Origin of the sequence: Streptomyces sp. NPDC002734 (genome assembly GCF_040295685.1) — a bacterium.
Lineage (GTDB): Bacteria > Actinomycetota > Actinomycetes > Streptomycetales > Streptomycetaceae > Streptomyces.
Genome location: NZ_JBEOVU010000047.1, coordinates 13,970 through 40,774, shown reverse-complemented (window position 1 = coordinate 40,774; position 26,805 = coordinate 13,970). Strand labels below are relative to the sequence as shown.

Genomic DNA, 26,805 nt, shown 5'->3' with positions numbered 1-26,805 from the left:
GTACTGCAGGGGGGACCCTGTGGGAGAGTAGGACGCCGCCGAACAAATATTGGGAAAGCCCCCGCACCTTGTGCGGGGGCTTTCCGCATTTCCGGGCCGTTTCGGCCCCGTTATGCCCCTTTCCTCGCACGTCAGGGCACCCCTCCGCATCCGGACGGCGCGCCTGGCGGTAAGGTTCGATCGCATCGTTGACACGTATCACCACAGGAGGCCCCCGGGTGGAGGTCCAGGAGACCCGCGTCCAGACGGATCGGGTGCTCACCATCCCCAACATCCTCAGCATGGCGAGACTTCTCGGCGTGCCGTTGTTCCTGTGGCTCATTCTGCGGCCCGAGTTCGGCGGCCCGAAGAGCGACGGCTGGGCGCTGCTCGTGCTGGCGCTGAGCGGTGTCACCGACTATCTCGACGGCAAGCTCGCGCGGCGCTGGAACCAGATCAGCAGCCTCGGCCGGCTGCTCGACCCCGCGGCCGACCGGCTGTACATCCTCTCCACCCTTCTCGGCCTCACCTGGCGGGACATCCTGCCGTTGTGGCTCACGCTGGTCCTGCTGGCACGTGAAGCCGTGCTCCTGGTGATGGTCGCCGTCCTGCGCCGGCACGGATATCCGCCGCCGCAGGTGAACTTCCTCGGGAAGGCCGCGACGTTCAATCTGATGTACGCCTTCCCGCTCCTTCTGCTGAGCGACGGAAGCGGATGGCTGGCCTCCCTGGCGGCTGTTTTCGGTTGGGCCTTCGCGGGGTGGGGTACAACCCTCTATTGGTGGGCAGGAGTCCTCTACGTGGTGCAGGTCCGACGCCTTGTTCGCGCGGACACCATGGCCACTACCGACTGACTCGCCGATGAGTGGCCCTTCGGGGTCCGACGGCCCGTGTCCAGAACTGGCGCGACCCTTCGGGCGGAGGATGTCGGTCAACCCGTCGTCTGTCAGAGGAGGACGCTTCCGACATGAAGGCCGTCGTGATGGCCGGAGGCGAGGGCACCCGCCTTCGCCCCATGACCTCGAGCATGCCCAAACCGCTCCTGCCGGTGGTCAACCGGCCGATCATGGAGCACGTTCTGCGGCTGCTGAAAAGGCATGGGCTCAACGAAACCGTGGTCACCGTCCAGTTCCTGGCCTCCTTGGTCAAGAACTACTTCGGTGACGGCGAAGAGCTCGGTATGGAGCTCACCTATGCCAACGAGGAAAAGCCGCTCGGCACCGCGGGAAGCGTCAAGAACGCCGAAGAGGCACTCAAGGACGATGCCTTCCTGGTGATCTCCGGTGACGCTCTGACCGATTTCGATCTGACCGAGCTGATCAACTTCCACAAGGAGAAGGGCGCCCTCGTCACCGTCTGCCTGACGCGTGTGCCGAACCCGCTGGAGTTCGGCATCACCATCGTGGACGACGAGGGCAAGGTCGAGCGCTTCCTCGAGAAGCCGACCTGGGGCCAGGTCTTCTCCGACACGGTCAACACGGGCATCTACGTGATGGAGCCCGAGGTCTTCGACTACGTCCAGCCCGATGTGCCGGTGGACTGGTCGGGTGACGTCTTCCCGCAGCTCATGAAGGAGGGCAAGCCGATCTACGGCTTCGTCGCCGAGGGCTACTGGGAGGACGTCGGCACGCACGAGAGCTACGTGAAGGCCCAGGCCGACGTGCTCGAGGGCAAGGTCGACGTCGACATCGACGGCTTCGAGATCTCGCCGGGCGTGTGGGTGGCCGAGGGCGCCGAGGTGCACCCGGACGCCGTCCTGCGCGGGCCGGTCTACATCGGCGACTACGCCAAGGTCGAGGCCGGCGCGGAGCTGCGCGAGCACACCGTCGTCGGTTCCAACGTGGTCGTGAAGAGCGGGGCCTTCCTGCACAAGGCCGTCGTCCACGACAACGTGTACGTCGGGCCGCACAGCAACCTCAGGGGCTGTGTGGTCGGCAAGAACACCGACATCATGCGGGCCGCCCGGATCGAGGACGGGGCGGTGATCGGCGACGAGTGCCTGATCGGTGAAGAATCGATCGTCCAGGGCAACGTGCGGGTCTACCCGTTCAAGACCATCGAGGCCGGCGCCTTCGTCAACACCTCGGTGATCTGGGAGTCCAGAGGCCAGGCGCACCTCTTCGGCGCGCGTGGCGTCTCCGGCATCCTGAACGTGGAGATCACCCCCGAGCTCGCGGTGCGGCTGGCGGGCGCGTACGCCACGACCCTGAAGAAGGGCGCCACCGTCACCACCGCGCGAGACCACTCGCGAGGTGCCCGCGCGCTCAAGCGGGCGGTGATCTCGGCGCTGCAGGCCAGCGCCATCGACGTCCGCGACCTGGAGAACGTGCCGCTGCCCGTCGCCCGGCAGCAGACCGCCCGGGGCAGCGCCGGCGGCATCATGATCCGGACGACTCCCGGGGTCCCGGACTCCGTGGACATCATGTTCTTCGACAGCCAGGGCGCAGACCTCTCGCAGGCCGGGCAGCGGAAGCTGGACCGCGTCTTCGCGCGGCAGGAGTACCGGCGGGCCTTCCCCGGCGAGATCGGCGACCTGCACTTCCCGTCCAGCACCTTCGACTCCTACACCGGGTCGCTGCTGCGCAACGTCGACACCAGCGGCATCGCCGACGCGGGGCTGAAGGTCGTGGTGGACGCCTCCAACGGCAGCGCCGGACTGGTGCTGCCCAGCCTGCTCGGCAAGCTCGGGGTCGACTCCCTGACGATCAACCCTGGTCTGGACGAGGCGCGGCCCACCGAGACGCTGGAGATGCGGCGGGCCGGGCTCAAGCGGCTCGGCGAGATCGTCGCCTCCTCCGGGGCGGCCTTCGGCGTGCGCTTCGACCCGGTCGGCGAGCGGCTGTCGCTCGTCGACGAACAGGGCCGCATCGTCGAGGACGACCGGGCGCTGCTGGTGATGCTGGACCTGGTCGCGGCCGAGCGCCGCAGCGGCCGGGTGGCGCTGCCGGTGACCACCACCCGCATCGCCGAGCAGGTGGCCGCCTACCACGGCACGCAGGTCGAGTGGACGACCACCTCGCCCGACGACCTGACCCGGGTCGGCCGCGAGGAGACGACCATCTTCGGCGGCGACGGCCGGGGCGGCTTCATCGTCCCCGAGTTCAGCGGTGTCTTCGACGGCACCGCCGCCTTCGTGCGGCTCATCGGGCTGGTCGCGCGCACACAGCTCACCCTGAGCCAGATCGATGCGCGGATCCCGCGGGCGCACGTGCTCAAGCGGGACCTGGCCACGCCGTGGGCGGTCAAGGGCCTGGTGATGCGCCGGGTGGTCGAGGCGGCCGGAGACCGGTTCGTCGACACCACCGACGGCGTGCGGGTCGTGGAGGCCGACGGGCGCTGGGTGCTGGTCCTGCCCGACCCGGCCGAGGCGGTCACCCACCTGTGGGCGGAGGGCCCCGACGACGCGTCCGCGCAGGCGCTCCTGGACGAGTGGAGCACCGTCGTGGAGGGCGCCGGGAACTGAGCCGGGTCTTTCCACGCGTGCCGGGCGGCCCCCGTGGCGGGGCCGCCCGGCACGCCGGTGGGGCCGTTCGTGGTACACGGGCGCGGCATGCGACGATGTGCGGCATGCCGCAGCAGCCCCCCGTTCGGAGCACTTCCGTTCGCCCTCCGCGTCCGGACGCCTCCATGTCGCTGCTCACCAACGTCATGGACCACAGCCTCGACGACGGCTATGCCGAGGCGGCCGCGCGCAAGCGCGGGGAGGGCGGCGGGCTGCCGAAGACGCTCAAGGCGAAGCTGGGGCTGGCGGCCGGGCTCGTGCTGGCCGGTCTGGTGGTCACGCTGGGAGCGGCGCAGGCCCGGGAGGACGCGCCGGTGGTCGCCCGGGAGCGCGAGGAACTGATCGACCGGATCGGGCGCCAGACCGAGCGGGCCGACGAACTGCAGAGCAGCGTCGACCGGCTCCGGGCCGAGGTGGGCGACCGGCAGCGCGAGGCGTTGCGGGAGCACGGCGGCGGCGGTGGCCGGCTGGAGACCGTCCAGATCCTGTCCGGGGCCGTCCCCGTGCACGGGCCGGGCGTCAAGCTGGTCGTCGACGACGCGGAGGACTCCGGCACAGGGGCCGACGCGGAGCCCCGCGGCTCCAGCGGCTTCTCGGACACCGGCCGGGTACGTGACCGGGACCTGCAGCGGGTCGTGAACGGACTGTGGGAGTCGGGCGCCGAGGCGATCTCCGTCAACGGGCAGCGTCTCACCGCGCTGTCCGCCATCCGGGCGGCGGGCGACGCGATACTGGTCGACAACAAGCCGCTGGCGCCGCCGTACACGGTGCTGGCGGTGGGGGACGGGAAGCCGCTGAGCACCCGGTTCCAGGACAGCGCGGACGGCCTCTACCTGTACGCGCTGCAGGAGAACTACGGGATCCGCACCGCCATCTCGGTCGAGAAGGACCTGAAGCTGCCCGCGGCCCCCAGCGTCATACTGCGCGAGGCGAAGCCGGCGCAGCCATCGGAACCAGCAGAGGCCGAAGAGCCGAACAGCGGGAAGGGCACATCGTGATCGCCGTACTGGGCCTCGTCGTGGGAGTCGTGGTGGGCCTGTTGGTCCGGCCCGAGGTCCCGGTCGCCGTGGAGCCGTATCTCCCCATCGCCGTGGTGGCGGCGCTGGACGCCGTGTTCGGCGGACTGCGGGCCATGCTGGACGGCATCTTCGACGACAAGGTCTTCGTCGTGTCGTTCCTGTCCAACGTGGTCGTCGCGGCGCTGATCGTCTTCCTCGGCGACGAGCTGGGCGTGGGCGCCCAGCTGTCCACCGGTGTGGTGGTCGTCCTCGGCATCCGCATCTTCTCCAACGCCGCGGCCATCCGCCGGCACGTGTTCAGGGCGTGAGGCGATGAGCGAGGAGCATCGCGAGGGGCCCGTGGGGCCCCGCGGGAACGGAGAGGCGCCGGAGCACCGGTTGCGCAAGGAGCTGCCCGAGGAGAGGCCCGCCACGGCCCCTGAGCCGCGGGCGCCGGAACAAGAGGCTCCGCCGACCGTGACAGGCCGTCAGAGGCTCGTACAGAGCGTCTGGCCGCCCAGGGCGAGCAGGGCCCAGCTGATCGTGGCGCTGCTGCTGTTCGGTCTGGGCTTCGGACTGGCCGTCCAGGTGGCCTCGCACAGCGCGGGGGACACCGCGCTGCGTGGCGCCCGGCAGGAGGACCTGGTCCGCATCCTCGACGAGCTGGACGACCGCACGGCGCGGCTCGAGGAGGAGCAGAAGACCCTCGAGGACCAGCGGTCGGAGCTGGAGAACAGTTCCGACCAGGCCGAGGAGGCCCGTCGCCAGACGCTCGCCAAGGAGCGGCAGCTCGGCGTGCTGGCCGGCACGGTCCCCGCCGAGGGTCCCGGCATCGAGGTCACGGTCGAGGACCCGCGCAAGGCGGTGGGCCCCGACAAGCTGCTGGACGCCGTCCAGGAGCTGCGGGCCGCCGGAGCGGAGGCCATCGAGCTCAACGGCGTGCGCGTGGTCGCGAGCACCTACCTGACGGCCCGCCCGGACACGGGCGCCGGAGTGTCGGTGGACGGAAAGAAGATCTCCGCTCCGTATCGTTTCAAGGTCATCGGGAAACCGCAGGATCTGGAGCCCGCGCTGAACATCCCCGGAGGGGTGGTGCAGACTCTGGAGAAGGAGCAGGCCACCGTCGTCGTGGAGCGCCGGACGAAGATCGTCGTGGACGCCTTGCGAGCGGCGAAGCGGCCTGACTACGCTCGGTCGTCGGCCCGGTGAGGCGGGCCTACGGGTACGCCGTTCCGACGGGACGTCGGGTCGCGGGGGGTCGGCGCGCCGAAGAAGTGGTGTGTGGTGGAAACTGTATGGCGGAGACGGACGTTGTGAAGATGTCCGGGTCGGCCGGTCGGTGCAGTCAGGGTTCGTCCTGCCCCACGGGCGGGTCTGTTTCGGTCAAGGGGAATCGCCCGTGAATTTGTTTGCGAAGTTGTTCGGCAAGAGTGCGCGAGAGGGCGGCAGCGAGACGGCCCGCCATCGCGAAGGTTCCGACGCGGGGAACCGGCCGCTCTACCGTGACCAGGTCGCTGGTCCGGAGGGTGGCAATTCCGGTGGTCACGGCGCGTCGGCCGTTGACCCTGCCCAGGCGGCCCGCATAGGTTTCGGGGACCCGTCGGGCTCAGCGGCGGGGCAGCCGCAGCAGAGGGATCCGTCCATGTCGGCGCTGGTGTGCACGCGGTGCGGCAACCGCAATCCGGAGAACAGCCGCTTCTGCTCGCACTGCGGAGCGCCGCTGCGGGCAGGCGTCCCGGAGCGTCCCTCCGAGACGACGTCGACGATCTCCATCTCCGGCATCGAGTCGTACGACCCGGAGGCCACCGGTCAGACGCAGGTCCCGGCGCTGTCGCCCGAGGCTCAGGCCGCGGTCGAGGCGCTGCCTGCCGGATCGGCCCTCCTGGTGGTACGGCGCGGCCCCAACTCCGGCAGCCGTTTCCTGCTGGACGCCGACCTGACGACGGCGGGTCGTCATCCGCAGAGCGACATCTTCCTGGACGACGTGACGGTCTCCCGCAGCCACGTGGAGTTCCGCCGCGGCCCCGAGGGTCACTTCACGGTGGCCGACGTGGGCAGCCTCAACGGCACGTACGTGAACCGGGAGCGCATCGACGAGGTCGCCCTGGCCAACGGTGACGAGGTCCAGATCGGCAAGTACCGCCTGGTCTTCTACGCGAGCCAGCGGAGCGTCTGACCCTCCGGACCAGTCCGGAGGCAACTCCAGGGAAGGTCCATGCTTGAACCACCCAGTGGCGGCGCCGGAACCGGCGCCGCCACCGCGGACAGCCGGCTGATGAGTATCGGCACGGTGCTCAGTCTGCTGCGCGACGAGTTCCCCGAAGTCACCGTCTCCAAGATCCGGTTCCTGGAGTCGGAAGGGCTGGTCGAGCCCCGGCGCACCCCGTCGGGATACCGGAAGTTCAGTGCGGGGGACGTCGAGCGGCTGGCCCGGGTGCTGCGGATGCAGCGGGACGGCTATCTGCCCCTGAAGGTCATCCGTGAGCGTCTCGACGTGCTCGAGGGCGTGCGGGTCCCGGACGACGGGGCGGACGACGACGCGGCCGTCCCCGCCCTCGGCGGGGCGGGCGAGCCGGAGGAGTACCTCGGCGAGGCGCCCGGGGCCGACCAGGAGCCGGAGGCCGCCACGGCGGTGCGGATCGGCCGCGACGAACTCCTCGCGGCCGCCGGCACCGGCGAGGAGCAGCTGGAGGCCTGGGAGGCCTACGGACTGATCGCGCCGCTGCCGGAGGGCGGCTACGACGCGGCGTCGGTCACCGTCGCCACGCTGCTCGCCGAGATGGCCCGGTTCGGGATCGAGCCGCGCCACCTGCGGGCCATGAAGACCGCCGCCGACCGCGACGCGGGCCTGGTGGACCAGGTCGTCGCCCCGCTGCGGCGCCACCCCAACCCCGACACCCGGCAGGACGCGCGGGTCAGGACGCGGGAGCTGGCCGGGCTGGCCACCCGCCTGCACTCCGCGCTGCTGCAGACCGCGCTCGGCGTGAGCCTGTCGTGAGGGCCGGAAATCCACCCATGCCCTGCTCGACTACCCAAACCGTGCGGGCACGGCCTAGGGTTGCTGTGTGAACGAGCTCGATGTCGTAGGTGTCCGGGTCGAAATGCCCTCCAACCAGCCGATCGTGCTCCTGCGCGAAGTGGGAGGCGACCGCTACCTTCCCATTTGGATCGGCCCCGGGGAGGCGACGGCGATCGCCTTCGCCCAGCAGGGCATGGTGCCCGCGCGGCCGCTCACGCACGACCTGTTCAAGGACGTGCTGGAGGCGGTGGGCCAGGAGCTCAGCGAGGTGCGGATCACCGACCTTCGTGAGGGAGTCTTCTTCGCCGAGCTGGTCTTCGCCAGCGGCGTGGAGGTCAGCGCCCGTCCGTCCGACGCCATAGCGCTCGCCCTGCGCACCGGCACGCCGATCTACGGCAGTGACGGCGTGCTCGACGACGCGGGCATCGCGATCCCGGACGAGCAGGAGGACGAGGTGGAGAAGTTCCGCGAGTTCCTCGACCAGATCTCTCCCGAGGACTTCGGCACCAGCAACCAGTGACAGAACCACACGATCAGAGGCAGTCCCAGGACGCGCCGGCCGTTCGCGGCCGGCGCGTCGGCAATTGCCCGGGACGCGTGCCGCCGTCCTGCGGCCCGCGCGGAGCGCATTCGGCTAGCCTTTCCCCGAGACGGGGCACGGAAAACCACTCGCAGGGTGATTATCACTCGGCGTGGCGAGTGTGGCGATCGTTGACGCACCCCTGACGACTGCCTACCGTCTGGATGGCAGGTCTAGGACGGAGGTCGGCGTGAGAATCAGCGGCGACGGTACGGCCGACGGCTCCCCGGGACGTGTCCCGGGCGGCAGCGGTCCGTATCGGCCCCACGGCAACGCGGCCGGTTACGCGCCGCAGCGCTCGGCGGCCGGGACGGGCGGCCGGGACGGGGCACAGACGACGGCCGAGCAGGTCGGATACCGCGGGCCCACGGCCTGCGCCGCCGCGGGGATCACCTACCGCCAGCTGGACTACTGGGCGCGCACCGGGCTCGTCGAGCCCAGCGTGCGCCCGGCCCACGGGTCGGGGACGCAGCGGCTCTACAGCTTCCGGGACGTCGTCGTCCTGAAGATCGTCAAGCGGTTCCTCGACACCGGGGTGTCGCTGCAGAACATCCGCACCACGGTCCAGCACCTGCGCGAGCAGGGGTTCCGGGACCTGGAGGGGATGACGCTGATGTGCGACGGGGCCACGGTCTACGAGTGCACCTCGCCGGACGAGGTGCACGCGCTGCTCCAGGGCGGCCAGGGGATCTTCGGCATCGCGGTCGGAGTCGTGTGGCGGGACGTCGAGAAGGCGCTTTCGCAGCTGCACGGCGAGCGTGTGGACACCGGGGAGACGTTGATCGGTCACAACCCGGCCGACGAGCTGGCGCGCAGGCGCGGCAACCGGGCGGTCTGACCCCGCACGCCCGCCGCTCCAAGCCCCGGCCCGCCTCCGTCGGAGCCTCGCCGCGCACGGCCGGTGGGCCGCACTGTCGGTGGTGTGCGGCACCATCGGAGGTGTGAGGTCCGCGCCGACGATTCTCCATCTCGACATGGACGCCTTCTTCGCCGCCGCGGAGCAGGCGTCCAAGCCGAGCCTGCGCGGCAAGGCGGTGGTGGTCGGCGGGCTGGGGCCGCGCGGCGTGGTGGCCACCGCCTCCTACGAGGCACGCGTCTTCGGGGTGCGCTCCGCGATGCCCACCGCCCAGGCGCGCAGGCTGGCGCCCAACGCCGCGTACCTGTCGCCGCGCTTCTCCCTGTACCGCTCGGTCAGCGACCAGGTGATGGCGCTGCTTCGCGCCCTGTCGCCGCTCGTCGAGCCGCTCAGCCTCGACGAGGCGTTCGTCGACCTCGAGGCCGGCGGCGTCGCCCACGACTCCGCGTCCGCCCTGCGGGCGGGCGAGCGGCTGCGCGAGGACATCCGCAAGGTCACCGGACTCACCGGATCGGTGGGGCTCGCCGCGTCGAAGATGCTGGCGAAGATCGCCTCCGAGGAGGCCAAGCCGGACGGCCTGGTGCTGATCGAACCGGGGACGGAGCGGGAGCTGCTGGCGCCGATGCCGGTGCGGACCCTGCCCGGCGTGGGGCCCGCCACCGGCGACCACCTGCGCCGCGCGGGCATCACCACCGTGGGGGAGCTCGCCGAGGCCGGTGAGGACGAGCTGGTGCGGCTGGTGGGCAAGGCCCACGGACAGGGCCTGTACGCCATGGCGCTGGCCCTCGACACCCGGCCGGTGGTGGCCGAGCGGGAGACCAAGTCGGTGTCCGTGGAGGACACCTACGACGTGGACATCCACGACCGGGTGCGGATCCAGGTGGAGGTCCAGCGGCTCGCCGACCGCTGCGTGCGCAGGCTGCGCGACGGCGGCCACGCGGGGCGCACCATCCAGCTGAAGGTGCGGCGCTACGACTTCTCCACGCTGACCCGCTCGGAGACCCTGCGCGGCCCGACGGACGACGCCGCGGTGGTCCAGGAGGCGGCGGCGCGGCTGCTGGAGGGGGTCGACACGACCGGCGGGGTGCGCCTGCTGGGGGTCGGCGTCTCGGGCCTCGCGGACTTCACGCAGGAGGACCTCTTCGCCCAAGCCGCGCAAGCCGCCCAGGCCGCTCAGGCAGCCGAGGCCGCTCAGGCCGCCTCCGCTGCCCGTGAGGCACACGCGGGGGAGGGCGCCGGAGGGCAGCGGAAGGCCGGCGGTTCCGCCGTCGCGGACGACGCGGCGTACCGGTCGCCGCCCGGGCGGGAGCCGTCGGTCGAGCGGCCGGCGCCGCGGTGGACCGCCGGGCACGACGTACGGCACGCGGTGCACGGACACGGCTGGGTCCAGGGCAGCGGGCTGGGACGCGTCACGGTGCGCTTCGAGACGCCCACGTCGCCGGCGCCCGGGAGGGTACGGACCTTCGCTGTCGACGACCCCGAGCTGGAGCCCGCCGACCCGTTGCCCCTGGTCGAGGCGGAGCCCGCGGCGACTGCCGGCGCTCAGGACGCTGCCGCGTCGTCCGGGGCCGGGGCGAGCCCGGAGCAGCCGGTCCCGGCGGCCGCCGGTGGCGGCAAGGACGACGGAGCGTCCGGCTGAGACGACGGGGCGTCCGGCTGAGACGGCGGCCCGCCGGCCCGGCCCTGCCGGGAGGCGACGGGGATCAGGCGTCCTCCTGGTCGGGCAGGTGGCCGAAGTCGCGGTCGGGGATCGCCGCGGGAGGCTCGACGTCGAAGCCGTAGTGGCGGTAGAGGGAGAGTTCCTGCTCGGGGGAGAGATGGCGGCCCACCCCGTAACCGGGGGCGTCCTTGATGTGGGCGCGGCCGTAGGGGACGCGCAGCGCGCCCTCGACCAGTTCGCTCGTCTCCAGCGGGACGAAGACGTCGCGGCCGAAGAGCCCGGTCCGCACCGCCGCCCATTCGGGGGAACCGGTGGCGTCGTCGAGGTACACCTCGTCGACCGTGCCGATGCGGTTGCCGTCGCAGTCGAACGCCTTGCGGCCTATCAGGCTCCGGGGATCGATGTCTGTCCGCACGTTCCCTCCTTCTGGTCGCAGCACACTGACGCAGCACAGCCGTCGGGACCACCAAAGTGCACTTTCCGGGCGGCGGCCACTCGAAAGTCCACTCCACGGCCTCGCTGGTAGGCTGGGCAGTGGCTGCTGACCCCGCGCGGGAGAGTCCTCCGAGAGTCTTCGGAGGCGCCGAAGGAGCAAATCCTCCCCGGAATCTCTCAGGCACACGTACCGCGCGGACGAGGTCACTCTGGAAAGCAGAGCGGTGCCGGTCCTCCGGATGTCCGCCGCTCTCACCGACGGTGAAAGCCGGGCGCCTCGGGCGGCCGGTGAAGCTCTCAGGTCGTGATGACAGAGGGGGAGGCCGTCGGGCACCCCACAGCCGTGGTGCCCCCCGAAGGTCGCGCAAGACCAGGAGGCCTCCGCCCATGACTGCCCCTCGCACCCCGCTCTCCCACCTCGAGCAGGGCATCCCCTTCGAGCAGCGTCACATCGGCCCCGACGAGGGCTCCCGCGCCAAGATGCTGGCGCAGGTCGGCTACGGCTCGCTCGACGAGCTGACCGCCGCCGCGGTGCCCGACGTGATCAAGAACGCCGACGATCTCGACCTGCCGGGCGCGCGCACCGAGGCCGAGGTGCTGGCCGAACTGCGGGAGCTCGCCGACCGCAACCAGGTCCTCGCCCCGATGATCGGCCTGGGCTACCACGGCACCTTCACCCCGCCGGTGATCCTGCGCAACGTGATGGAGAACCCGGCCTGGTACACGGCGTACACGCCCTATCAGCCGGAGATCTCCCAGGGGCGGCTCGAGGCGCTGCTCAACTTCCAGACCATGGTCGCCGACCTGACTGGTCTGCCCACCTCCGGCGCCTCGCTGCTCGACGAGGGCACCGCGGCCGCCGAGGCCATGGCCCTGTCGCGCCGGGTCGGCAAGAAGAAGAACGGCCTGTTCCTGGTCGACGCCGACGCGCTGCCGCAGACCGTGGCCGTGATCGAGACCCGCGCCGAGCCGACCGGGGTCGAGGTCGTCGTCGCCGACCTCTCCCAGGGCATCCCCGCCGAGGTCGCCGGCCGCGAGATCAACGGCGTGCTGATCCAGTACCCCGGCGCCTCCGGCGCGGTCCGCGACATCAAGCCGCTGATCGACCAGGCCCACGAGCTCGGCGCCGTCGTCACCGTCGCCGCCGATCTGCTGGCGCTGACCCTGCTGACCTCGCCGGGCGAGCTCGGCGCGGACATCGCCGTCGGCACCACCCAGCGCTTCGGCGTCCCGATGGGCTTCGGCGGCCCGCACGCCGGCTACATGGCCGTCCGTGAGCAGTTCGCCCGCAACCTGCCCGGCCGCCTCGTCGGCGTCTCGCAGGACGCCGACGGCAACAAGGCCTACCGGCTGGCGCTGCAGACCCGCGAGCAGCACATCCGCCGCGAGAAGGCCACCAGCAACATCTGCACCGCGCAGGTCCTGCTCGCCGTGATGGCCGGCATGTACGCCGTCTACCACGGCCCGGACGGCCTCAAGGGCATCGCCGAGCGCACCCACCGGTACGCCGACATCCTCGCCGCCGGTCTGAAGGCCGGCGGGGTGGAGATCGTCAACGAGGCATGGTTCGACACCGTCACCGCGCGGGTCGAGGGCCGGGCCGCCGAGATCGTCGACGCCGCCCGCGAGCGGGGCGTCAACCTCCGCCTGGTCGACGCCGACCACCTCTCCGCCGCCTGCGACGAGACCACCGGCCGCGCCGAGCTGGAGGCCGTCTGGGCCGCCTTCGGCGTCGAGGGCGACGTCGAGGCGCTGGACGGGACGGCCGCCGACGGCCTGTCCGAGGACCTGCTGCGCACGGACGTCTACCTCACCCACCCGGTGTTCCACCAGCACCGCTCCGAGACGGCGATGCTGCGCTACCTGCGCCGGCTCTCCGACCGCGACTACGCGCTCGACCGCGGCATGATCCCGCTGGGCTCCTGCACCATGAAGCTCAACGCCACCACCGAGATGGAGCCGGTCACCTGGCCCGAGTTCGGCGCGCTGCACCCCTTCGCCCCGGCCGAGCAGGCCGAGGGCTATCTGTCGCTCATCCGCGAGCTGGAGGAGCGCCTCGCCGAGGTCACCGGCTACGACAAGGTCTCCCTGCAGCCCAACGCCGGCTCCCAGGGCGAGCTGGCCGGTCTGCTCGCGGTCCGCGGCTACCACCGGGCCAACGGCGACCTGGACCGCACCGTCTGCCTGATCCCGTCCTCCGCGCACGGCACCAACGCCGCCAGCGCCGTGATGGCGGGCATGAAGGTCGTCGTGGTGAAGACCGCCGACGACGGCGAGATCGACGTCGACGACCTGCGGGCCAAGATCGAGAAGCATCGCGACCAGCTGTCGGTGCTGATGATCACCTACCCCTCGACGCACGGCGTCTTCGAGGAGCACGTGGCCGACATCTGCGCCCAGGTCCACGAGGCCGGCGGCCAGGTGTACGTCGACGGGGCCAACCTCAACGCGCTGGTCGGGCTCGCCAAGCCCGGTCACTTCGGCGGCGACGTCTCGCACCTCAACCTGCACAAGACCTTCTGCATCCCGCACGGCGGCGGCGGCCCCGGCGTCGGCCCGGTGGGCGTGCGCGCGCACCTCGCCCCGTACCTGCCGAACCACCCGCTCCAGCCGGCCGCCGGTCCGGAGACGGGCGTCGGCCCGATCTCGGCGGCGCCGTTCGGCTCCGCGGGCATCCTGCCCATCTCCTGGGCGTACGTGCGCCTGATGGGCGGCGAGGGCCTCAAGCGCGCCACCCAGGTCGCGGTCCTCGCGGCCAACTACGTCGCCAAGCGGCTCGAGCCGCACTACCCGGTGCTCTACACCGGCCCCGGCGGCCTGGTGGCGCACGAGTGCATCATCGACCTGCGCCCGCTGACCAAGGCCACCGGCGTCACGGTCGACGACGTGGCGAAGCGGCTCATCGACTACGGCTTCCACGCCCCGACGATGTCGTTCCCGGTCGCCGGCACGCTGATGATCGAGCCGACCGAGTCCGAGGACCTCGCCGAGCTCGACCGCTTCGTCGAAGCGATGATCGCCATCCGCGCGGAGATCGAGAAGGTCGGCGCCGGCGAGTGGCCGGCCGAGGACAACCCGCTGCGCAACGCGCCGCACACCGCGGCCACGCTGGCCGGCGAGTGGACGCACGCCTACGAGCGGGAGACGGCCGTCTTCCCGGGCGGCGTCTCCATGCCGGACAAGTACTGGCCGCCGGTGCGGCGCATCGACCAGGCCTTCGGTGACCGGAACCTGGTCTGCTCCTGCCCGCCGCTGGACGCGTACGACAACTGAGGGACCGGCTGTCCCCTCCCGCGCGGCGCCGAGCCGCGCGGGGTCAGGGCCGGTGGCGGTGCTACGGCGCCGCCACCGGCCCTCCCGCTTTCCCGGCCGGGCTCAGACCGCGGTGGCGAACCGGTGCGGCGCGATGACGCGGCCGTCCGGCAGGAGCTCCCCGGTGTCCTCGAACAGCACGACTCCGTTGCACAGCAGGCTCCAGCCCTGCTCGGGGTGGTGCGCCACGAGACGGGCGGATTCCCGGTCGGGGGAGTCGGCTGTCGGGCACGGCGGCTGGTGCTGGCACATGGTCGGGTTCTCTCGTTCTGTGGTGGACGCTTCGGCTTTCCTGTCACGGCTGTTCACGGCCGCCCCCCGTATGACGTCGTGCGGACAAGTTTCGCGCTCACGGCGGGCGTTCCGCAGGGTTTTCGCGGTACGCCCCCTCATCGGTTCAGGACGCACCACCCGTGCGGCCGGTTCGTGCCAAGTGCGGAGATCTTCCGGGTGGTTCCAACGGGTGGTACGGGTCTGGTCACTTCGGGCCCGGCACGCGCCGAGCCCCCACGGCACGGGGGCCGTGGGGGCTCGGCGCGCGGCGGTGGACGACGCTCAGGCGGCCGGGCGCAGGACCGGCGGCGGGCCCGCCGGGCCCACCCGGCGGGTGAGCAGCGGCAGCAGTTCCGCGACCCGGTGCGGGCGGTGGCTGGCGATCCCCGGCGGGGCCGGGGCCAGCGGGATCAGCAGGTCCAGGGCGTCGGGCAGCCCGGCCGCGGCGTCCGCCTCGGGGTCCGCGTGGAGCCAGAGCGTCAACATGTACAGGCCCGGTACGGACAGCAGGCGGGGCTGGTACGGCTGTCCCGCCTCCTCGGCCTGACGCAGCGCGCGTTCGGTGGACGTGACGTAGGGGCCCTCGAAGAAGTGGGAGAAGGCCCAGCCCTCGGCCGTCTCCACGGTCTCCGCGGCGGCCACGGCGTGGTCGCCGGAGCGGATCAGGAACCGCCACCCGGCGAGCCGGACGACGGGCGTCCCGTCCGCCGTGATTCTGTCCAGGACATGGACCGGCAACGGCAGTTCGGGGTTGAGGGGCCCCTGGGCGCCGCGCAGGGACGGCGTTCGGGGATCACGGACGGCGGCGGGGGTGCCGAGGGCCGCCAGTACGGTGCGCAGGGCGGCGGGCGGTGCCGGAGGGACATGCAGCGGCATGGTGGGTCGCCTCTCTTTCGACAGGCACGGTGGCGCGCGGGCGAGGGGTGGGGCGGGCGCTGTCTGCTGCCAGCTCGAGGGGGTCGGAGAGCCGCGCCGGACCGGTCGGATCACCCGGACCGGGCCGGCCCGATGTCACCTTCGGTGACGGGGCGCCCGATCGTGGGCGCACGTGCTTCTCCGCCTCGTTTGCGCAGTTTATACGACCCGTGTTCACGGGGTGTTTCCGCTAGCTGTTTTCCATGTGAACGGCAAGTATTGTTCGCGCCGGAAATCCGTCGCGTTATGTTCCGATTTCCAGGATGCTTCCACGGGGTGACCTCGGGCGACGCCCGAAGCGGGGTCGGCCGGTTTTCGACGGCGTTTTCCCGGGTGCGCGGAACGCCGGAAACCAAGGCCCGGCGCATGCCGAGCGAATGTGCCGAATGGCGCTGGAGGTCAGCCTAACGGTCGGCGGGTCCTCATGGGGACGTTATCGATCGGCCAGGGCGGGCATCATCAGTTGCGGACCGGACGAAGACCCGGGCGACAGACAGACGGACACCGGCCGCACAGGCGGCCACCCATCCGAGGAGGACGCTGCGATGGGGGAGAAGGTCGAGGCAGGGTCGTTCGACCTGTCCGATCGCCAGCGCTACCGGGACAAGCTCCAGCGGTGCCTGGCGGGTCTCGAGCGGTTGCTGAAGGAGAGGCAGTTCGACCGGCCCAAGAATCTCATGGGTCTGGAGATCGAACTCAATCTCGCGGGATCCGACGGCATGCCGCGAATGATGAATGCGGAGGTGCTGGAACGGATCGCCAGCCGTGATTTCCAGACCGAACTCGCGATGTTCAACCTCGAGGTCAACATCGAACCGCACCGGCTCGGCGGGCAGGTATTCGACCAGCTCGCGGAGGAGCTGCGGACATCATTGGCATATGCCCATCGAAAGGCGGGGGAGGTGGACGCCGGGATCGTGATGATCGGCATCCTGCCGACGCTCGAGCGGGACGATCTCATCTCCGCCAACATTTCCGACGTCGATCGTTACACGCTCCTCAACGACCAGATCGTCTCCGCGCGCGGGGAGGACTTCGCGCTCGAGATCGACGGGGTCGAGAAGCTCACCACCACGGCGCGTTCCATCACTCCGGAGGCCGCCTGCACCTCGGTGCAGCTGCATCTGCAGGTGACGCCCGAGCGGTTCCCCGACGTGTGGAACGCGGCGCAGGCGATCTCCGCGGCGCAGATCGCGGTGGGCGCCAACTCGCCGTTCCTGTTCGGCAAGGAGCTGTGGCGGGAGTCGCGGCCGCCGCTGTTCCAGCAGTCGACGGACACCCGGCCGCCGGAGCTCCAGGCGCAGGGCGTGCGGCCGCGGACCTGGTTCGGCGAACGGTGGGTCTCCTCGGCGGTCGACCTGTTCGAGGAGAACCTGACGTACTTCCCGGCGCTGCTGCCGATCATGGACGACGAGGACCCGATGGAGGTGCTCGACGCCGGGGGCACGCCCAAGCTCGGCGAGATGGTGCTGCACAACGGCACGGTGTACCGGTGGAACCGGCCGGTGTACGACGTCGCGGACGGGACGGCGCACCTGCGGGTGGAGAACCGGGTGCTGCCGGCCGGGCCGACGGTGATCGACGTGGTGGCCAACGCCGCCTTCTACTACGGGCTGGTGCGCGCCCTCGCCGAGGAGTCGCGTCCGGTGTGGACGCGACTGCCGTTCGAGTCGGCGGCGGCCAACTTCGAGGCGGCCTGCCGCTACGGGATCGACGCGCGGTTCGAGTGGCCGCGGCGGGGCCGCATGGGCGGCACGCAGCAGGTCGAGGCGGTCACCCTGGTGCTCGAGGAGCTGCTGCCGCTGGCGCACGCGGGTCTCGAGGCATGGGGGATCGAACCGGCCGACCGCGAGCTGTACCTCGGCGTGATCGAGGAACGGTGCCGCCGGAGGGTGAACGGCGCCTCCTGGCAGGCGGCGGTCTTCCACACGGCCCTCGAGCGCGGGATGTCGCGGCAGGAGGCGCTGGCCGCGATGACCCGCCGGTACGCGCAGCTCCAGTGGGAGGGAGAGCCGGTCCACACCTGGCCGCTGGGCCTGCCGGAGCCCGGGGAGGGGTAGGTCCCACCCGCGCCGCCCACCCGCGCCGCGCCGGTCACAGGCCGCGCCGCCCAGCCGTCGCGCCACCCACGCGCCGCCCCCCTGACGCCGCCCCCGGGCCGCGTCAGGGGGGCGGCGCGTCGGCGTGTCGTCGGGGCTCTGGCAAGCTGTGGGGCCTGTGGTGCGTGCGGACGGAGGCGCGGGTGACGGGGACGACGGGGACGGGGCCCGGGATCGTGGTCGAGGCGGTGCCGCGGCGGATGCTGCGGGACGAGACGTTGCTGGTGCTCGCCGTCTCCCTCGGTGCCAGCGGCGTGGCGGCGGTCATCAGCTTCGTCGGGTCGCTGACCCGGCCCGGCGGGCTCAAGGACCAGGCGGCCACCCTCAACGCGTCCGCGGCGCCCGGTCGCCCCTGGCTGGACCTCGCCTGGCAGCTGTTCGGCATCGCCTCGGCGCTCGTCCCCGTGCTGCTGGTCGCCCACTTCCTCACCCGTGAGGGCGGGAGCCTGCGGACCCTCGGCCTCGACCGCACCCGACCGTGGCAGGACCTCGGGCGCGGAGCCGCCGTCGCCGCGGTGATCGGCAGCACCGGCATCGCCTTCTACCTGGCGGCGCGCGGCCTCGGCTTCAACCTCACCGTGGTGCCCGAGGCGCTGCCGGACGTCTGGTGGAAGTTCCCCGTGCTGATCCTCTCCGCCGCGCAGAACGCGGTGGTGGAGGAGGTCATCGTGCTGGGCTACCTGCTGCACCGGCTGCGCGGCCTCGGCTGGAGCCCGGGCGCCGCGCTGGCCGCCAGCTCGGTGCTGCGCGGGAGTTACCACCTGTACCAGGGCATCGGCGGCTTCGTCGGCAACATGGTCATGGGCGTCGTGTTCGTGCTGCTGTACCGGCGGTGGGGCAGGGTGGGGCCGCTGGTGGCGGCCCACACGCTGCTCGACGTCGGCGCGTTCGTCGGGTACGCGCTGCTCGCCGGGCGGGTGGACTGGCTGCCCACCGCCTGACCTGCCCGGTCAGGGGGCGGGTGCGAGCAGTTCGCCCTCGACGACGGTGACGGCCCGCCCGGTCAGCAGGGTCCGGTCGCCGCGCACCTCGGTGCGCACCAGACCCGAACGGGCCGACGCCTGGAGGCCGGTGAGGACCGGGCGGCCCAGGCGCTGAGCCCAGAACGGGGCCAGAGCGGTGTGGGCGCTGCCGGTCACCGGGTCCTCGTCGATGCCGACCCTGGGGAAGAAGCACCGCGAGACGAAGTCGTGGCCGGCGGACGGGTCCGCGGGGCGGGTCGTCGCGATGACGCCGCGCTCCGAACAGCGGGCCAGCGTCTTGAAGTCGGGGCTCAGCGCGAGCAGGGTGCCTTCGTCGGCGACCTCGACCAGCAGGTCGCCCACGTCCGGGCCGGTGTCCATGACCGTCAGCGGCTCCGCGCCGAGGGCCTCGGCCAGCTCGGCCGGGGCCTTCGCCGAGGTCAGCGGGGCGGTCGGGAAGTCGAGGGTGATCCAGCCGTCCTCCGCGGGTGTCGCGGTCAGGACGCCGCTGAGCGTGGCGAACCGGACCGGCCCCCGGTGGGCGCCGGTGGTGTGCAGGACGTGCGCGGTGGCGAGGGTGGCGTGCCCGCACATCCTCACCTCGGTGGCCGGGGTGAACCAGCGCAGGGCCCAGTCCGCCTCGCCGCCGCCGGGCAGCGGGTGGGCGAAGGCGGTCTCCGCCTGGTTCATCTCCAGCGCGACGTTCTGCAGCCAGGCGTCGTCGGGGAAGGCGTCGAGCAGGAGGACCCCGGCGGGGTTCCCTGCGAACGGGCGGTCGGTGAAGGCGTCGACGAGTCGGATACGCATGCCAGGACGTTAACCGGGCCCCGGCGGGGCGCGACAAGGCCAATCGCGGGCGGGTGGACCCGGTGGCGCCGGGCCGTCGGCCACGGGAACGCGGGCCGGGTCCCCGACCGAGGCGTGAGACAGCAGCCATCGAGGATGACGGTGCTGTCACCTGCTGTCATCATGTGTCGGTGCATGACTCAGGAATCGGTGTGGTGCGGTCCGGGAAGGGCGCGGGACTCACTCTCGCCGTCCTGTCCGCGGTGACCTTCGGCGGATCGGGTGTGGCGGCGAAACCGCTGATCGAGGCAGGGCTCGCCCCGCTGGAGGTGGTCTGGCTGCGGATCACCGGGGCGGCCCTGGTGCTGCTCCCGGTGGCCTGGCGGCACCGGGAACTGCTGCGGCGACGGCCACTGATGCTGCTCGGCTTCGGCATGTTCGCGGTGGCGGGCGTCCAGGCCGCGTACTTCGCGGCGATCTCACGGGTCCCGGTCGGCGTGGCCATGCTGGTGGAGTACCTGGCGCCCGCGCTGGTGCTCGGCTGGGTGCGGTTCGTGCAGCGGCGGCAGGTCGCCCGCGCGGCCGCGCTGGGCGTCGCGCTGGCGGTGGCGGGACTCGCCTGCGTGGTGGAGATCTGGGCGGGGCTCGGCTTCGACCCCCTCGGGCTGCTCCTGGCGTTCGGGGCGGCCTGCTGCCAGGTCGCCTACTTCGTCCTCGCCGACCACGGATCCGACGGGGAGCGCGAGGCGCCCGACCCGCTCGGCATGATCGCCTTCGGGCTGCTCGTGGGCTGCCTGGCGATCACCCTGCCGGCGCGGCCGTGGGCGATGGACTGGCAGGTGCTGAGCGGGACCGTCGACATGAACGGCAGCGCGGTGCGGGCGTGGGTGCTGGTGGCGTGGATCGTCCTCGTCTCCACGGTGCTCGCCTACCTCACCGGCGTGCTCTCGGTACGGCGGCTGTCGCCGGCGGTCGCGGGCGTGGTCGCCTGCCTCGAGGCCGTGGTGGCCTCCGCGGCGGCCTGGCTGCTGCTCGGCGAGCACCTGGGGGCGGTGCAGATCGCGGGCGGCGTGCTGGTGCTGGTCGGCGCGCTGATCGCCCAGTCGTCCGCCCCGGCCACGCCGACTGCGGAGCCGGTGGCCGGCGGGACCGGGACGGTCGCCGCCGCCGCCGAACCCGAGGCGCGGGTCGGGGATCCCGGGCGGTCCTGAGGTCCGTCCGCGGTGACTCCATGACTTCGGCGGCCCTGCGCCCGGCCGCGGTGACCGGGGGTCGGGCCGTGGAGGAACGCGGCCCCTCCACGGCCCTCGGGGTGTCAGGCGAGCACGGCCGCGATGTGGGGCGGCAGTTCCGCGCCGGGGGCCAGGGCCTCGTCGGGGAGCGGGGCCTCGTAGCCCTTGCGGAGGGGGAGGACGCCCGCCCAGTGGGGGAGGCCCAGGTCCTCGGGTTCGTCGTTGACGCCGCCGGTGCGGATCTTGGCGGAGACCTCGGTCAGGTCCACCCGCACCACCGCCGTGGCGGCCAGCTCCTTCTTGTTCGCGGGACGGCTCTGCGCCGAGCGGCCCGGGACCACGTGGTCGACCAGGGCGTCGAGCGCCGCGCGGCGCTCCTCGGGGTCGGTGACCTGGTGGGCCGTGCCGTGCACCACCACCGAGCGGTAGTTGACCGAGTGGTGGAAGGCCGAGCGGGCCAGGACCACGCCGTCGACGTGGGTGACCGTCACGCAGACCGGCATCCCCGGCTCCTCGCCGTGCGCCTCCCCGGCGCCCCGCATCGGGCGCGAACCGGTGGAGCCGTGCAGGTAGAGCCGCTCGCCGACCCGCGCGTAGATGGTCGGCAGCACCACCGGGGCGTCACCGCGGACGAATCCGAGGTGGCAGACCCAGCCCTCGTCGAGGATCGCGTGCACCACGTCCTTGTCGTACGAGGCGCGCTGCGGCGCCCGGGTCGGGACGGTGCGCTCGGTGGGCGTGTACTGCTCCCCCTGCATGGCGTTCTCCATTGCACTAGTGCATAATGTTCTTTGTGCTAGGAGAATATAGGATCGCAGGTCGTCGCGCCACGGAGATTGCCGCCGACATCGAACAGGCGGTGAGCGCCGGGGTGCTCCAGCCCGGTCAACAGCTCCCGCCGATGCGGGAGTTGGCCGAGGAGCTCGGGGTCAATCCGAACACCGTGGCCGCCGCCTACCGGACACTGCGTGAGCGCGGGGTGATCGAGACGGCGGGCCGCAAGGGGAGCCGGGTGCTGCCCAGGCCCGCCACCACCGGTCGCGACGCGATCGACGTGCTGGTGCCGGAGGGGGCGCGCGACGTCTCCCGGGGCAACCCGGACCCCGCCCTGCTGCCGCCGCTCGCGCCCGCCTTCGCGGCGGCCGCGGCGCTGGCCGACCGGGCGCCCGTGCTCTACGGGGACGACCCGCTCGACCCCGACCTGGTGCGCCTCGCCCGCGCGGATCTCGACGCCGACGGGGTGCCGGACGGACCGGTCACCGTGACCTCCGGCGCACTCGACGCGATGGAGCGGGTGCTGGTCGCCCATCTCCGGCCCGGCGACGCGGTCGCCGTCGAGGACCCGGGCTGGGGCAGTGTGTTCGACCTGGTTCCGGCCCTCGGCCTGCGGGTGGTGTCCGTCGGCGTGGACGACGAGGGACCGCTTCCGCAGGACGTGCGGCGCGCGCTGGAGGACGGCGCCCGGGCGCTGGTCGTGACCGCCCGGGCACAGAACCCCACCGGGGCGGCGGTGGGCGCGGCACGTGCCGGGGAACTGAGGGAGGTGCTCGGCCGGCACCCGCAGACGCTGCTGATCGAGGACGACCACGGGCACGGCATGGTCGACCTGCCGCTGCACCCGCTGGCCGGGGCCACCCGCTCCTGGGCGTTCGTCCGCTCGGCGGCCAAGACCTACGGGCCGGACCTGCGGCTCGCGGTGCTCACCGGCGACGGGGTCACCGTCGACCGGGTACGTGGACGCCAGCGGCTCGGCCCCGGGTGGGTGAGCCGGCTGACGCAACGGGCGGTGGTGGAGCTGTGGACCGGCGGCGCGGTGGACCGGGCGGCCGTCGCGGAGTCCTACGGGCGACGGCGAAGGGCGCTGATCGGTGAGCTCACCCGGTGCGGGGTCGAGGCGCAGGGACGCAGCGGCATGAACGTGTGGATCCCGGTCTCCGACGAGACGGGCGCGGTGGCGGGGCTGCTGCAGGCCGGGTGGGCGGTGGCGCCGGGGGCCCGCTTCCGGACGGTCTCCGGGCCGGCGATCCGGGTGACCGTCTCGACGCTCGAGGAGGCCGACATGCCGGAACTGGCCCGCACCGTGGCCCGCGTCCTGAAGGGCGACACGACGCGGGGATACGTCTGACGCCCGTCCCCGCCCCGGTGCCTCCGGCGGACATGGGGCCGCGTCTCCGGCGGACATGGGCCACGGGGACCCCGGACCGGCCCCCGGGGCCTCGTAGCATCGCCGCCATGATGAACCTCGAACGCCTGCGGGTGCTGGACGCCCTCGCGCGGCACGGGTCCGTGGGCGGGGCGGCCGAGGCGTTGCACGTGACGACCTCGGCGGTCTCCCAGCAGCTGGCCAAGCTGGAGCGGGAGGCCGGGGAGCGGCTGCTGGCCCGGCACGGCCGCGGGGTCCGGCTCACCGACGCGGGGCTGCTTCTGGCCGGGCACGCGGCACGGATCCTCGCCCAGGCGGAGCGGGCGCGCGCCGAACTCGAGGCGCGGCGCGGGTCCGTGGCGGGCGAACTGCGGGTGGCGGCGTTCCCGACCGCCGCCCGGGGCCTGCTGCCGGGCGCACTGGCGGCGCTGCGGGCCCGGCACCCCGGGCTGCGGGTGCGGTCCTGGGAGGTCGACCCCGGGGCGGCGGTGGTGGGGGTGGCCCGCGGCGACCACGACCTCGCGGTGGTGCTCGACTGGCACGACCGGCCGCTGGCCGTCCCGGAGGGACTGCGGACGGCCTCGCTGCTCGACGACCCCGCCGAGGCGGCGCTCCCCGCCGGACACCGGCTCGCGGACACGGCGGAGATCGACCTCGCGGAACTCGCCGGCGAGGAGTGGATCACCTGGGGCGCGGGGGAGTTCTGCCACGAGTGGCTGCTGGCCACGCTGCGGGCGCGCGGCGTGGAGCCGGACATCGCCCACCGGGCGCCCGAGACGCACACCCAACTCGCCCTGGTGGCCGCCGGTCTGGGCGTCTGTGTGGTGCCGGCACTGGGGCGCGAGCCGGTGCCGGCCGGCGTGGTGACGGTTCCGCTGCGGCCGCGGGTCTCGCGTCACGTCTACGCGGTCTGGCGGGGCGACGCGGACCGGCGGCCGGCCATCGGCGCGGTCGTCGGCGCACTCCGCGCGCAGGGCGCGCGGGGCGGGGGAGTCGTGCCTGCGTAGGACGAGGGAGTCGTCCCGCCGAGCTCCCCGCCCCGCCCGGGAGTTCAGCCCCGGGGGAGCTTGCGGAAGTCCCAGGACGCGACGGCCTCGGGGGTGAGACGGATCCACGCGTGGCGGTGATCGTGCGGAAGCGCCTCCAATCCGAAGTACTTGCGGGCGAACAGGGCCTCCACCCCCTCGAGTTCGGAGAACGGCTCGCCGACGCGCGGAATCTCCCCGACGAACTCGGCCGTGCCGGAGAGCTCCGCGCCGCGCAACTCGCCGTACTCCTCGCCGGAGTCGACCACCACCGCGACCCGGGGCTCCTTGCGCAGGTCGGCCCAACGGCGGCTGCGCGTCAGGGAGTACAGCCAGAGCGAGGAGCCGTCCCAGACGAACCAGAGCGCGCTGACGTGCGGCGCGCCCTCCGGTGAGACCGTGGCGACGCGGCAGGTGCGTTCCGTGGTGAGGAACGCGTCCAGCTCCTCGGCGGTCATCATGATCTTCCGGCCACGGCGCTGTGTCGCTGCCATCTGCTCCCTTTCGCGGGGGTTGTTGCCGACCCGCACACTCTCACCTCGTCCCCGGCCGGCGGGCAAGGGGAGCCGGTCCGTGTCGCCGACGGTCCCGGCAGGACGGGACCTTCGGCCCTGCGGGAGGGGCCCCACCGGCACGCAGGCGCGGCGGGCGGCAGCCAGGAGATTGGACCCGTCAGCAACCGACGGACCCCGTCGGACACCGCCAGGACCAGTCGGCCGCCGACCGGACCTCACGCGAGGGGAAGTCCTCCCATGACCGTGCACGAGCAACTCCGATCCGACGGCTCCACCTCCCGCCCCGGCGTACCGGCAGCGGCGCCGGCCGCCGCTCCCGAACCGGTGTCGGCCGCCGCGCCCGCACCCGCCCCCGCGTCGGCCTTCGCCCTGGCCGCACTGCGGCTGGCGACCGGGGTCGTGTTCCTCTGGGCCTTCCTCGACAAGACCTTCGGCCTCGGGTACGCCACCGGCTCCGGCAAGGGCTGGATCGACGGCGGCTCGCCCACCGCGGGCTTCCTGGGGCACGTCTCCGTCGGTCCGCTGCAGGAGACCTTCCGCGGCTGGGCCGGGGCGACCTGGGCCGACTGGCTCTTCATGCTCGGCCTGCTGGGCGTCGGGCTGGCGGTCACCGCCGGCGTCGCGCTGCGGCCCGCGGCCCTCGCCGGCGCCGTGATGATGGCGCTGATGTGGGCCGCGGAATGGCCTCCCGCCCGGCAGCTCGCGGACGGCGCTCCCAGCATGTCGACCAATCCCCTTGTCGACTACCACCTGATCTACGCCCTCGTTCTGGTGGTCCTGGCCGTCGCCTCGGCAGGCCGGGTGCTGGGCGCCGGAGCGCTGTGGGCCCGCCTGCCCCTGGTGCGTGACCACCGCTGGCTGCGCTGACCTGGCGCACCCCGGACCGGCCCCTCCCCCCGCCGACGGGACCGGCCGGTCCTCCCCGGGGAGTCCGTGCCCATCGGCCCGGCTCCCCGCGACACCGACGACGGACCACACCACCCCCGCAGGAGGCCACACCATGACCCGCACCATCGTCGCCGCGATCGACGGCTCCCCGGCGAGCCGCTCCGCCGCCGGCTGGGCCGCCCGTGCGGCGGAACTGCGCGGGCTGCCGCTGACACTCGTGAAGGCGTGGGAGCCGCTGCCCGACCGTCTGGCCGCGGCCACCGGGTCCGACCCCGCGACCCTGGAGCACTGGAGCGGCCGGGTCCTGCGTGCGGTCGCCGAGGAGATCACCGGCCGCAACCCCGGCCTGGATGTGTCCGAGCGGCTCGTCGCCGGACGGCCGGCCGAGGCGCTGGCCGAGGCGGCCGCGGAGGCCGAACTCCTGGTGCTCGGCTCGCGTGGCCTGGGACGCGTCGGCGGATTCCTGGTCGGCTCGGTCGGGCAGGCCGTGGTCGCCTCCAGCCGCACCCCCGTGGTCCTGGTGCGCGCGGGGCAGACCGGCGCGGACGAGTACCTGCCGGCGGTTCCGTCCGGCGGGCGCCCCGTCCCCCGGCCCGTCGTCCTGGGCATCGACACCGACAAGCCCGGCGAGGCCGTCACCGCCTTCGCCTTCGAGGAGGCGGCCCGGCGCGGCGCACCGCTGCACGTCGTGCAGAGCTGGGCGCTGCCGCCGTACACCGTCCACGCGGTGGCCGCCGCGGTGGACCTGTACGAGCAGTACACGCGGGAGATGGCCACCCTGCTGACCGAGACGCTGGCGCCCTGGCGGGAGAAGTTCCCCTCGGTCGAGGTGGTCGAGGTCTCGCGCACCGGCGGCGCCGCCGACCACCTGCTGGACGCCGCCGCCGAAGCCTCGCTGGTCGTCGTCGGCCGGCGGATCCGGCGCGGCCCGCTGGGCGTCCACATCGGTCCCGTCACCCACGCGATGCTGCACCACGCGACCACGCCCGTAGCCGTCGTGGCCCACGAGTGACCCCGCGTACGGCAGGCGGGCCGAACGGCCCTCCCGGACCGGGCCGGGCGGCCGGGTCCACGCACCCGGAGGTCCCTCGCGCGATCCCGCGGGCGTCGCCAGAATCGACGTACATCCCCTGTCGGCACCGGGCGAAAGACGGAAACGGCCATGTACCGCAACGACGGATTCCGCGAACTCGACCGGCACGAGAGCCTGCGACTGCTGGGGACCGCCGCCATCGGGCGGATCGTCCACACCCGGCAGGCGCTGCCCGCCGTGCTCCCGGTGAACTTCTGCCTCGACGACGACGGCGCGGTGGTGCTGCGCACCTCGGCCGCCTCAGAACTGGCCCGGGCCGTGGACGGCACCGTGGTGGCCTTCGAGGCCGACGAGGTCGACCGGGCCGCCCGCTCCGGCTGGAGCGTCCTGCTCACCGGCGCCGCCGAGGTGGTGACCGACCCGGCGGAGCACCGGCGGCTGGCGGAGCGGGGCCCGCGCTCCTGGGTGGCCGTGCCGCCGCGGCAGGAGGTCTTCATCCGGATCCTGCCCGAGCTGGTCACCGGCCGCGAGGTCGTCGGCGACCGCTCCCCGCACGACGCGGAGATCGGCGCCTGACCCGCCGCCCGCCGGGC

The 26,805-nt window shown here is 72.9% G+C and carries 25 protein-coding genes and 1 riboswitch; of the genes, 19 read left to right on the top strand and 6 right to left on the bottom strand.

Annotation, left to right across the window (positions count from 1 at the left end; translation table 11 throughout):
• Positions 1–218 precede the first annotated feature (218 nt).
• The 10 genes from clsA (at position 219) to ABT026_RS29790 (ending at position 10,573) form a co-directional block, all read left to right on the top strand.
• Entirely contained in the window at positions 219–833 is a 615-nt protein-coding gene (clsA, locus tag ABT026_RS29835; protein ID WP_351118306.1) for a cardiolipin synthase ClsA, read from the top strand.
• Between the two features lie 113 nt (positions 834–946).
• The gene (locus ABT026_RS29830; RefSeq protein ID WP_351118305.1) at positions 947–3,442 is read left to right on the top strand and encodes a sugar phosphate nucleotidyltransferase; all 2,496 of its coding nucleotides are present in this window, start codon (positions 947–949) and stop codon (positions 3,440–3,442) included.
• 95 nt (positions 3,443–3,537) lie between these two features.
• A complete protein-coding gene (locus tag ABT026_RS29825) occupies positions 3,538–4,479 on the top strand; it encodes a DUF881 domain-containing protein (RefSeq protein WP_351118303.1) in 942 nt (313 codons plus the stop codon).
• Positions 4,476–4,808 (top strand): small basic family protein, encoded by a 333-nt coding sequence (locus tag ABT026_RS29820; protein WP_108956887.1) that lies wholly within the window; start codon positions 4,476–4,478, stop codon positions 4,806–4,808. The genes ABT026_RS29825 and ABT026_RS29820 overlap by 4 nt, the downstream gene beginning before the upstream one ends.
• A 4-nt stretch (positions 4,809–4,812) precedes the next feature.
• Complete coding sequence (locus tag ABT026_RS29815; protein ID WP_351118302.1) at positions 4,813–5,688, top strand: DUF881 domain-containing protein; 876 nt, start codon at positions 4,813–4,815, stop codon at positions 5,686–5,688.
• A gap of 82 nt (positions 5,689–5,770) precedes the next feature.
• Positions 5,771–6,655 (top strand): zinc-ribbon and FHA domain-containing protein, encoded by an 885-nt coding sequence (locus ABT026_RS29810; RefSeq protein ID WP_502968078.1) that lies wholly within the window; start codon positions 5,771–5,773, stop codon positions 6,653–6,655.
• A gap of 39 nt (positions 6,656–6,694) precedes the next feature.
• Positions 6,695–7,477, top strand: coding sequence for a transcriptional regulator FtsR (gene ftsR / locus ABT026_RS29805; protein WP_351118301.1), 783 nt, complete (start codon positions 6,695–6,697; stop codon positions 7,475–7,477).
• 67 nt (positions 7,478–7,544) lie between these two features.
• Positions 7,545–8,018: a bifunctional nuclease family protein gene (locus ABT026_RS29800; protein WP_151772043.1), complete on the top strand. Its 474-nt coding sequence runs from the start codon at positions 7,545–7,547 to the stop codon at positions 8,016–8,018.
• Between the two features lie 250 nt (positions 8,019–8,268).
• A complete protein-coding gene (locus tag ABT026_RS29795; protein WP_351118300.1) occupies positions 8,269–8,916 on the top strand; it encodes a MerR family transcriptional regulator in 648 nt (215 codons plus the stop codon).
• A gap of 103 nt (positions 8,917–9,019) precedes the next feature.
• Positions 9,020–10,573 (top strand): DNA polymerase IV, encoded by a 1,554-nt coding sequence (locus tag ABT026_RS29790; RefSeq protein WP_351118298.1) that lies wholly within the window; start codon positions 9,020–9,022, stop codon positions 10,571–10,573.
• A gap of 64 nt (positions 10,574–10,637) precedes the next feature.
• On the opposite strand, the gene ABT026_RS29785 is transcribed toward ABT026_RS29790, so the two are convergent.
• Positions 10,638–11,009, bottom strand: coding sequence for a PRC-barrel domain-containing protein (locus tag ABT026_RS29785; RefSeq protein WP_351118297.1), 372 nt, complete (start codon positions 11,007–11,009; stop codon positions 10,638–10,640).
• Between the two features lie 127 nt (positions 11,010–11,136).
• Positions 11,137–11,232: riboswitch (glycine riboswitch) on the top strand.
• Positions 11,233–11,416: 184 nt separating this feature from the next.
• Here ABT026_RS29785 and gcvP point away from each other — a divergent pair.
• Positions 11,417–14,302 carry an aminomethyl-transferring glycine dehydrogenase gene (gene gcvP / locus ABT026_RS29780; protein WP_351118296.1) on the top strand — a complete coding sequence of 962 codons (2,886 nt, stop codon included), beginning with the start codon at positions 11,417–11,419 and terminating at the stop codon, positions 14,300–14,302.
• 102 nt (positions 14,303–14,404) lie between these two features.
• On the opposite strand, the gene ABT026_RS29775 is transcribed toward gcvP, so the two are convergent.
• Both ABT026_RS29775 and ABT026_RS29770 read right to left on the bottom strand, forming a co-directional pair.
• On the bottom strand, positions 14,405–14,593 hold the full coding sequence (locus ABT026_RS29775) for a DUF5999 family protein (RefSeq protein ID WP_351118295.1): 189 nt from the start codon (positions 14,591–14,593) through the stop codon (positions 14,405–14,407).
• A gap of 303 nt (positions 14,594–14,896) precedes the next feature.
• On the bottom strand, positions 14,897–15,490 hold the full coding sequence (locus tag ABT026_RS29770) for a hypothetical protein (RefSeq protein WP_351118294.1): 594 nt from the start codon (positions 15,488–15,490) through the stop codon (positions 14,897–14,899).
• A gap of 584 nt (positions 15,491–16,074) precedes the next feature.
• On the opposite strand from ABT026_RS29770, the gene ABT026_RS29765 reads away from it, so the two are divergent.
• Complete coding sequence (locus tag ABT026_RS29765) at positions 16,075–17,589, top strand: glutamate-cysteine ligase family protein (protein WP_351118293.1); 1,515 nt, start codon at positions 16,075–16,077, stop codon at positions 17,587–17,589.
• A 239-nt stretch (positions 17,590–17,828) separates the two neighbouring features.
• Positions 17,829–18,569, top strand: a complete 741-nt coding sequence (locus tag ABT026_RS29760; RefSeq protein WP_351118309.1) for a CPBP family intramembrane glutamic endopeptidase — start codon at positions 17,829–17,831, stop codon at positions 18,567–18,569.
• 9 nt (positions 18,570–18,578) lie between these two features.
• On the opposite strand, the gene ABT026_RS29755 is transcribed toward ABT026_RS29760, so the two are convergent.
• A complete protein-coding gene (locus tag ABT026_RS29755) occupies positions 18,579–19,397 on the bottom strand; it encodes a PhzF family phenazine biosynthesis protein (RefSeq protein ID WP_351118292.1) in 819 nt (272 codons plus the stop codon).
• Between the two features lie 164 nt (positions 19,398–19,561).
• On the opposite strand from ABT026_RS29755, the gene ABT026_RS29750 reads away from it, so the two are divergent.
• Complete coding sequence (locus ABT026_RS29750) at positions 19,562–20,587, top strand: EamA family transporter (protein ID WP_502968077.1); 1,026 nt, start codon at positions 19,562–19,564, stop codon at positions 20,585–20,587.
• Positions 20,588–20,691: 104 nt separating this feature from the next.
• On the opposite strand, the gene ABT026_RS29745 is transcribed toward ABT026_RS29750, so the two are convergent.
• Entirely contained in the window at positions 20,692–21,378 is a 687-nt protein-coding gene (locus ABT026_RS29745; RefSeq protein ID WP_351118290.1) for a pyridoxamine 5'-phosphate oxidase family protein, read from the bottom strand.
• Between the two features lie 23 nt (positions 21,379–21,401).
• On the opposite strand from ABT026_RS29745, the gene ABT026_RS29740 reads away from it, so the two are divergent.
• Both ABT026_RS29740 and ABT026_RS29735 read left to right on the top strand, forming a co-directional pair.
• The gene (locus ABT026_RS29740) at positions 21,402–22,733 is read left to right on the top strand and encodes an aminotransferase class I/II-fold pyridoxal phosphate-dependent enzyme (RefSeq protein WP_351118308.1); all 1,332 of its coding nucleotides are present in this window, start codon (positions 21,402–21,404) and stop codon (positions 22,731–22,733) included.
• 107 nt (positions 22,734–22,840) lie between these two features.
• Positions 22,841–23,758 carry a LysR family transcriptional regulator gene (locus tag ABT026_RS29735; RefSeq protein ID WP_351118289.1) on the top strand — a complete coding sequence of 306 codons (918 nt, stop codon included), beginning with the start codon at positions 22,841–22,843 and terminating at the stop codon, positions 23,756–23,758.
• A 44-nt stretch (positions 23,759–23,802) separates the two neighbouring features.
• On the opposite strand, the gene ABT026_RS29730 is transcribed toward ABT026_RS29735, so the two are convergent.
• Positions 23,803–24,270 (bottom strand): pyridoxamine 5'-phosphate oxidase family protein, encoded by a 468-nt coding sequence (locus ABT026_RS29730; RefSeq protein WP_351118288.1) that lies wholly within the window; start codon positions 24,268–24,270, stop codon positions 23,803–23,805.
• Positions 24,271–24,528: 258 nt separating this feature from the next.
• Here ABT026_RS29730 and ABT026_RS29725 point away from each other — a divergent pair, with 258 nt between their 5' ends.
• The 3 genes from ABT026_RS29725 (at position 24,529) to ABT026_RS29715 (ending at position 26,788) form a co-directional block, all read left to right on the top strand.
• Positions 24,529–25,158, top strand: coding sequence for a DoxX family membrane protein (locus ABT026_RS29725; protein WP_351118287.1), 630 nt, complete (start codon positions 24,529–24,531; stop codon positions 25,156–25,158).
• Between the two features lie 133 nt (positions 25,159–25,291).
• Positions 25,292–26,191, top strand: a complete 900-nt coding sequence (locus tag ABT026_RS29720; RefSeq protein WP_351118286.1) for a universal stress protein — start codon at positions 25,292–25,294, stop codon at positions 26,189–26,191.
• A gap of 150 nt (positions 26,192–26,341) precedes the next feature.
• Positions 26,342–26,788 carry a pyridoxamine 5'-phosphate oxidase family protein gene (locus tag ABT026_RS29715; protein WP_351118285.1) on the top strand — a complete coding sequence of 149 codons (447 nt, stop codon included), beginning with the start codon at positions 26,342–26,344 and terminating at the stop codon, positions 26,786–26,788.
• Positions 26,789–26,805: the final 17 nt, after the last annotated feature.

What these genes read in the sequence shown, in the direction of transcription:
- ABT026_RS29815 (WP_351118302.1), top strand. Translation starts at nt 4,813, where the DNA reads ATGAGCGAGGAGCATCGCGAGGGGCCCGTGGGGCCCCGCGGGAACGGA.
- ABT026_RS29765 (WP_351118293.1), top strand. Translation starts at nt 16,075, where the DNA reads ATGGGGGAGAAGGTCGAGGCAGGGTCGTTCGACCTGTCCGATCGCCAG.
- ABT026_RS29760 (WP_351118309.1), top strand. Translation starts at nt 17,829, where the DNA reads ATGCTGCGGGACGAGACGTTGCTGGTGCTCGCCGTCTCCCTCGGTGCC.
- ABT026_RS29830 (WP_351118305.1), top strand. Translation starts at nt 947, where the DNA reads ATGAAGGCCGTCGTGATGGCCGGAGGCGAGGGCACCCGCCTTCGCCCC.
- ABT026_RS29715 (WP_351118285.1), top strand. Translation starts at nt 26,342, where the DNA reads ATGTACCGCAACGACGGATTCCGCGAACTCGACCGGCACGAGAGCCTG.
- gcvP (WP_351118296.1), top strand. Translation starts at nt 11,417, where the DNA reads ATGACTGCCCCTCGCACCCCGCTCTCCCACCTCGAGCAGGGCATCCCC.
- ABT026_RS29720 (WP_351118286.1), top strand. Translation starts at nt 25,292, where the DNA reads ATGACCCGCACCATCGTCGCCGCGATCGACGGCTCCCCGGCGAGCCGC.
- ABT026_RS29825 (WP_351118303.1), top strand. Translation starts at nt 3,538, where the DNA reads ATGTGCGGCATGCCGCAGCAGCCCCCCGTTCGGAGCACTTCCGTTCGC.
- ABT026_RS29775 (WP_351118295.1), bottom strand. Translation starts at nt 14,593, where the DNA reads ATGTGCCAGCACCAGCCGCCGTGCCCGACAGCCGACTCCCCCGACCGG.
- ftsR (WP_351118301.1), top strand. Translation starts at nt 6,695, where the DNA reads ATGCTTGAACCACCCAGTGGCGGCGCCGGAACCGGCGCCGCCACCGCG.
- ABT026_RS29735 (WP_351118289.1), top strand. Translation starts at nt 22,841, where the DNA reads ATGATGAACCTCGAACGCCTGCGGGTGCTGGACGCCCTCGCGCGGCAC.
- ABT026_RS29745 (WP_351118290.1), bottom strand. Translation starts at nt 21,378, where the DNA reads ATGGAGAACGCCATGCAGGGGGAGCAGTACACGCCCACCGAGCGCACC.
- ABT026_RS29725 (WP_351118287.1), top strand. Translation starts at nt 24,529, where the DNA reads ATGACCGTGCACGAGCAACTCCGATCCGACGGCTCCACCTCCCGCCCC.
- ABT026_RS29755 (WP_351118292.1), bottom strand. Translation starts at nt 19,397, where the DNA reads ATGCGTATCCGACTCGTCGACGCCTTCACCGACCGCCCGTTCGCAGGG.
- ABT026_RS29770 (WP_351118294.1), bottom strand. Translation starts at nt 15,490, where the DNA reads ATGCCGCTGCATGTCCCTCCGGCACCGCCCGCCGCCCTGCGCACCGTA.
- ABT026_RS29730 (WP_351118288.1), bottom strand. Translation starts at nt 24,270, where the DNA reads ATGGCAGCGACACAGCGCCGTGGCCGGAAGATCATGATGACCGCCGAG.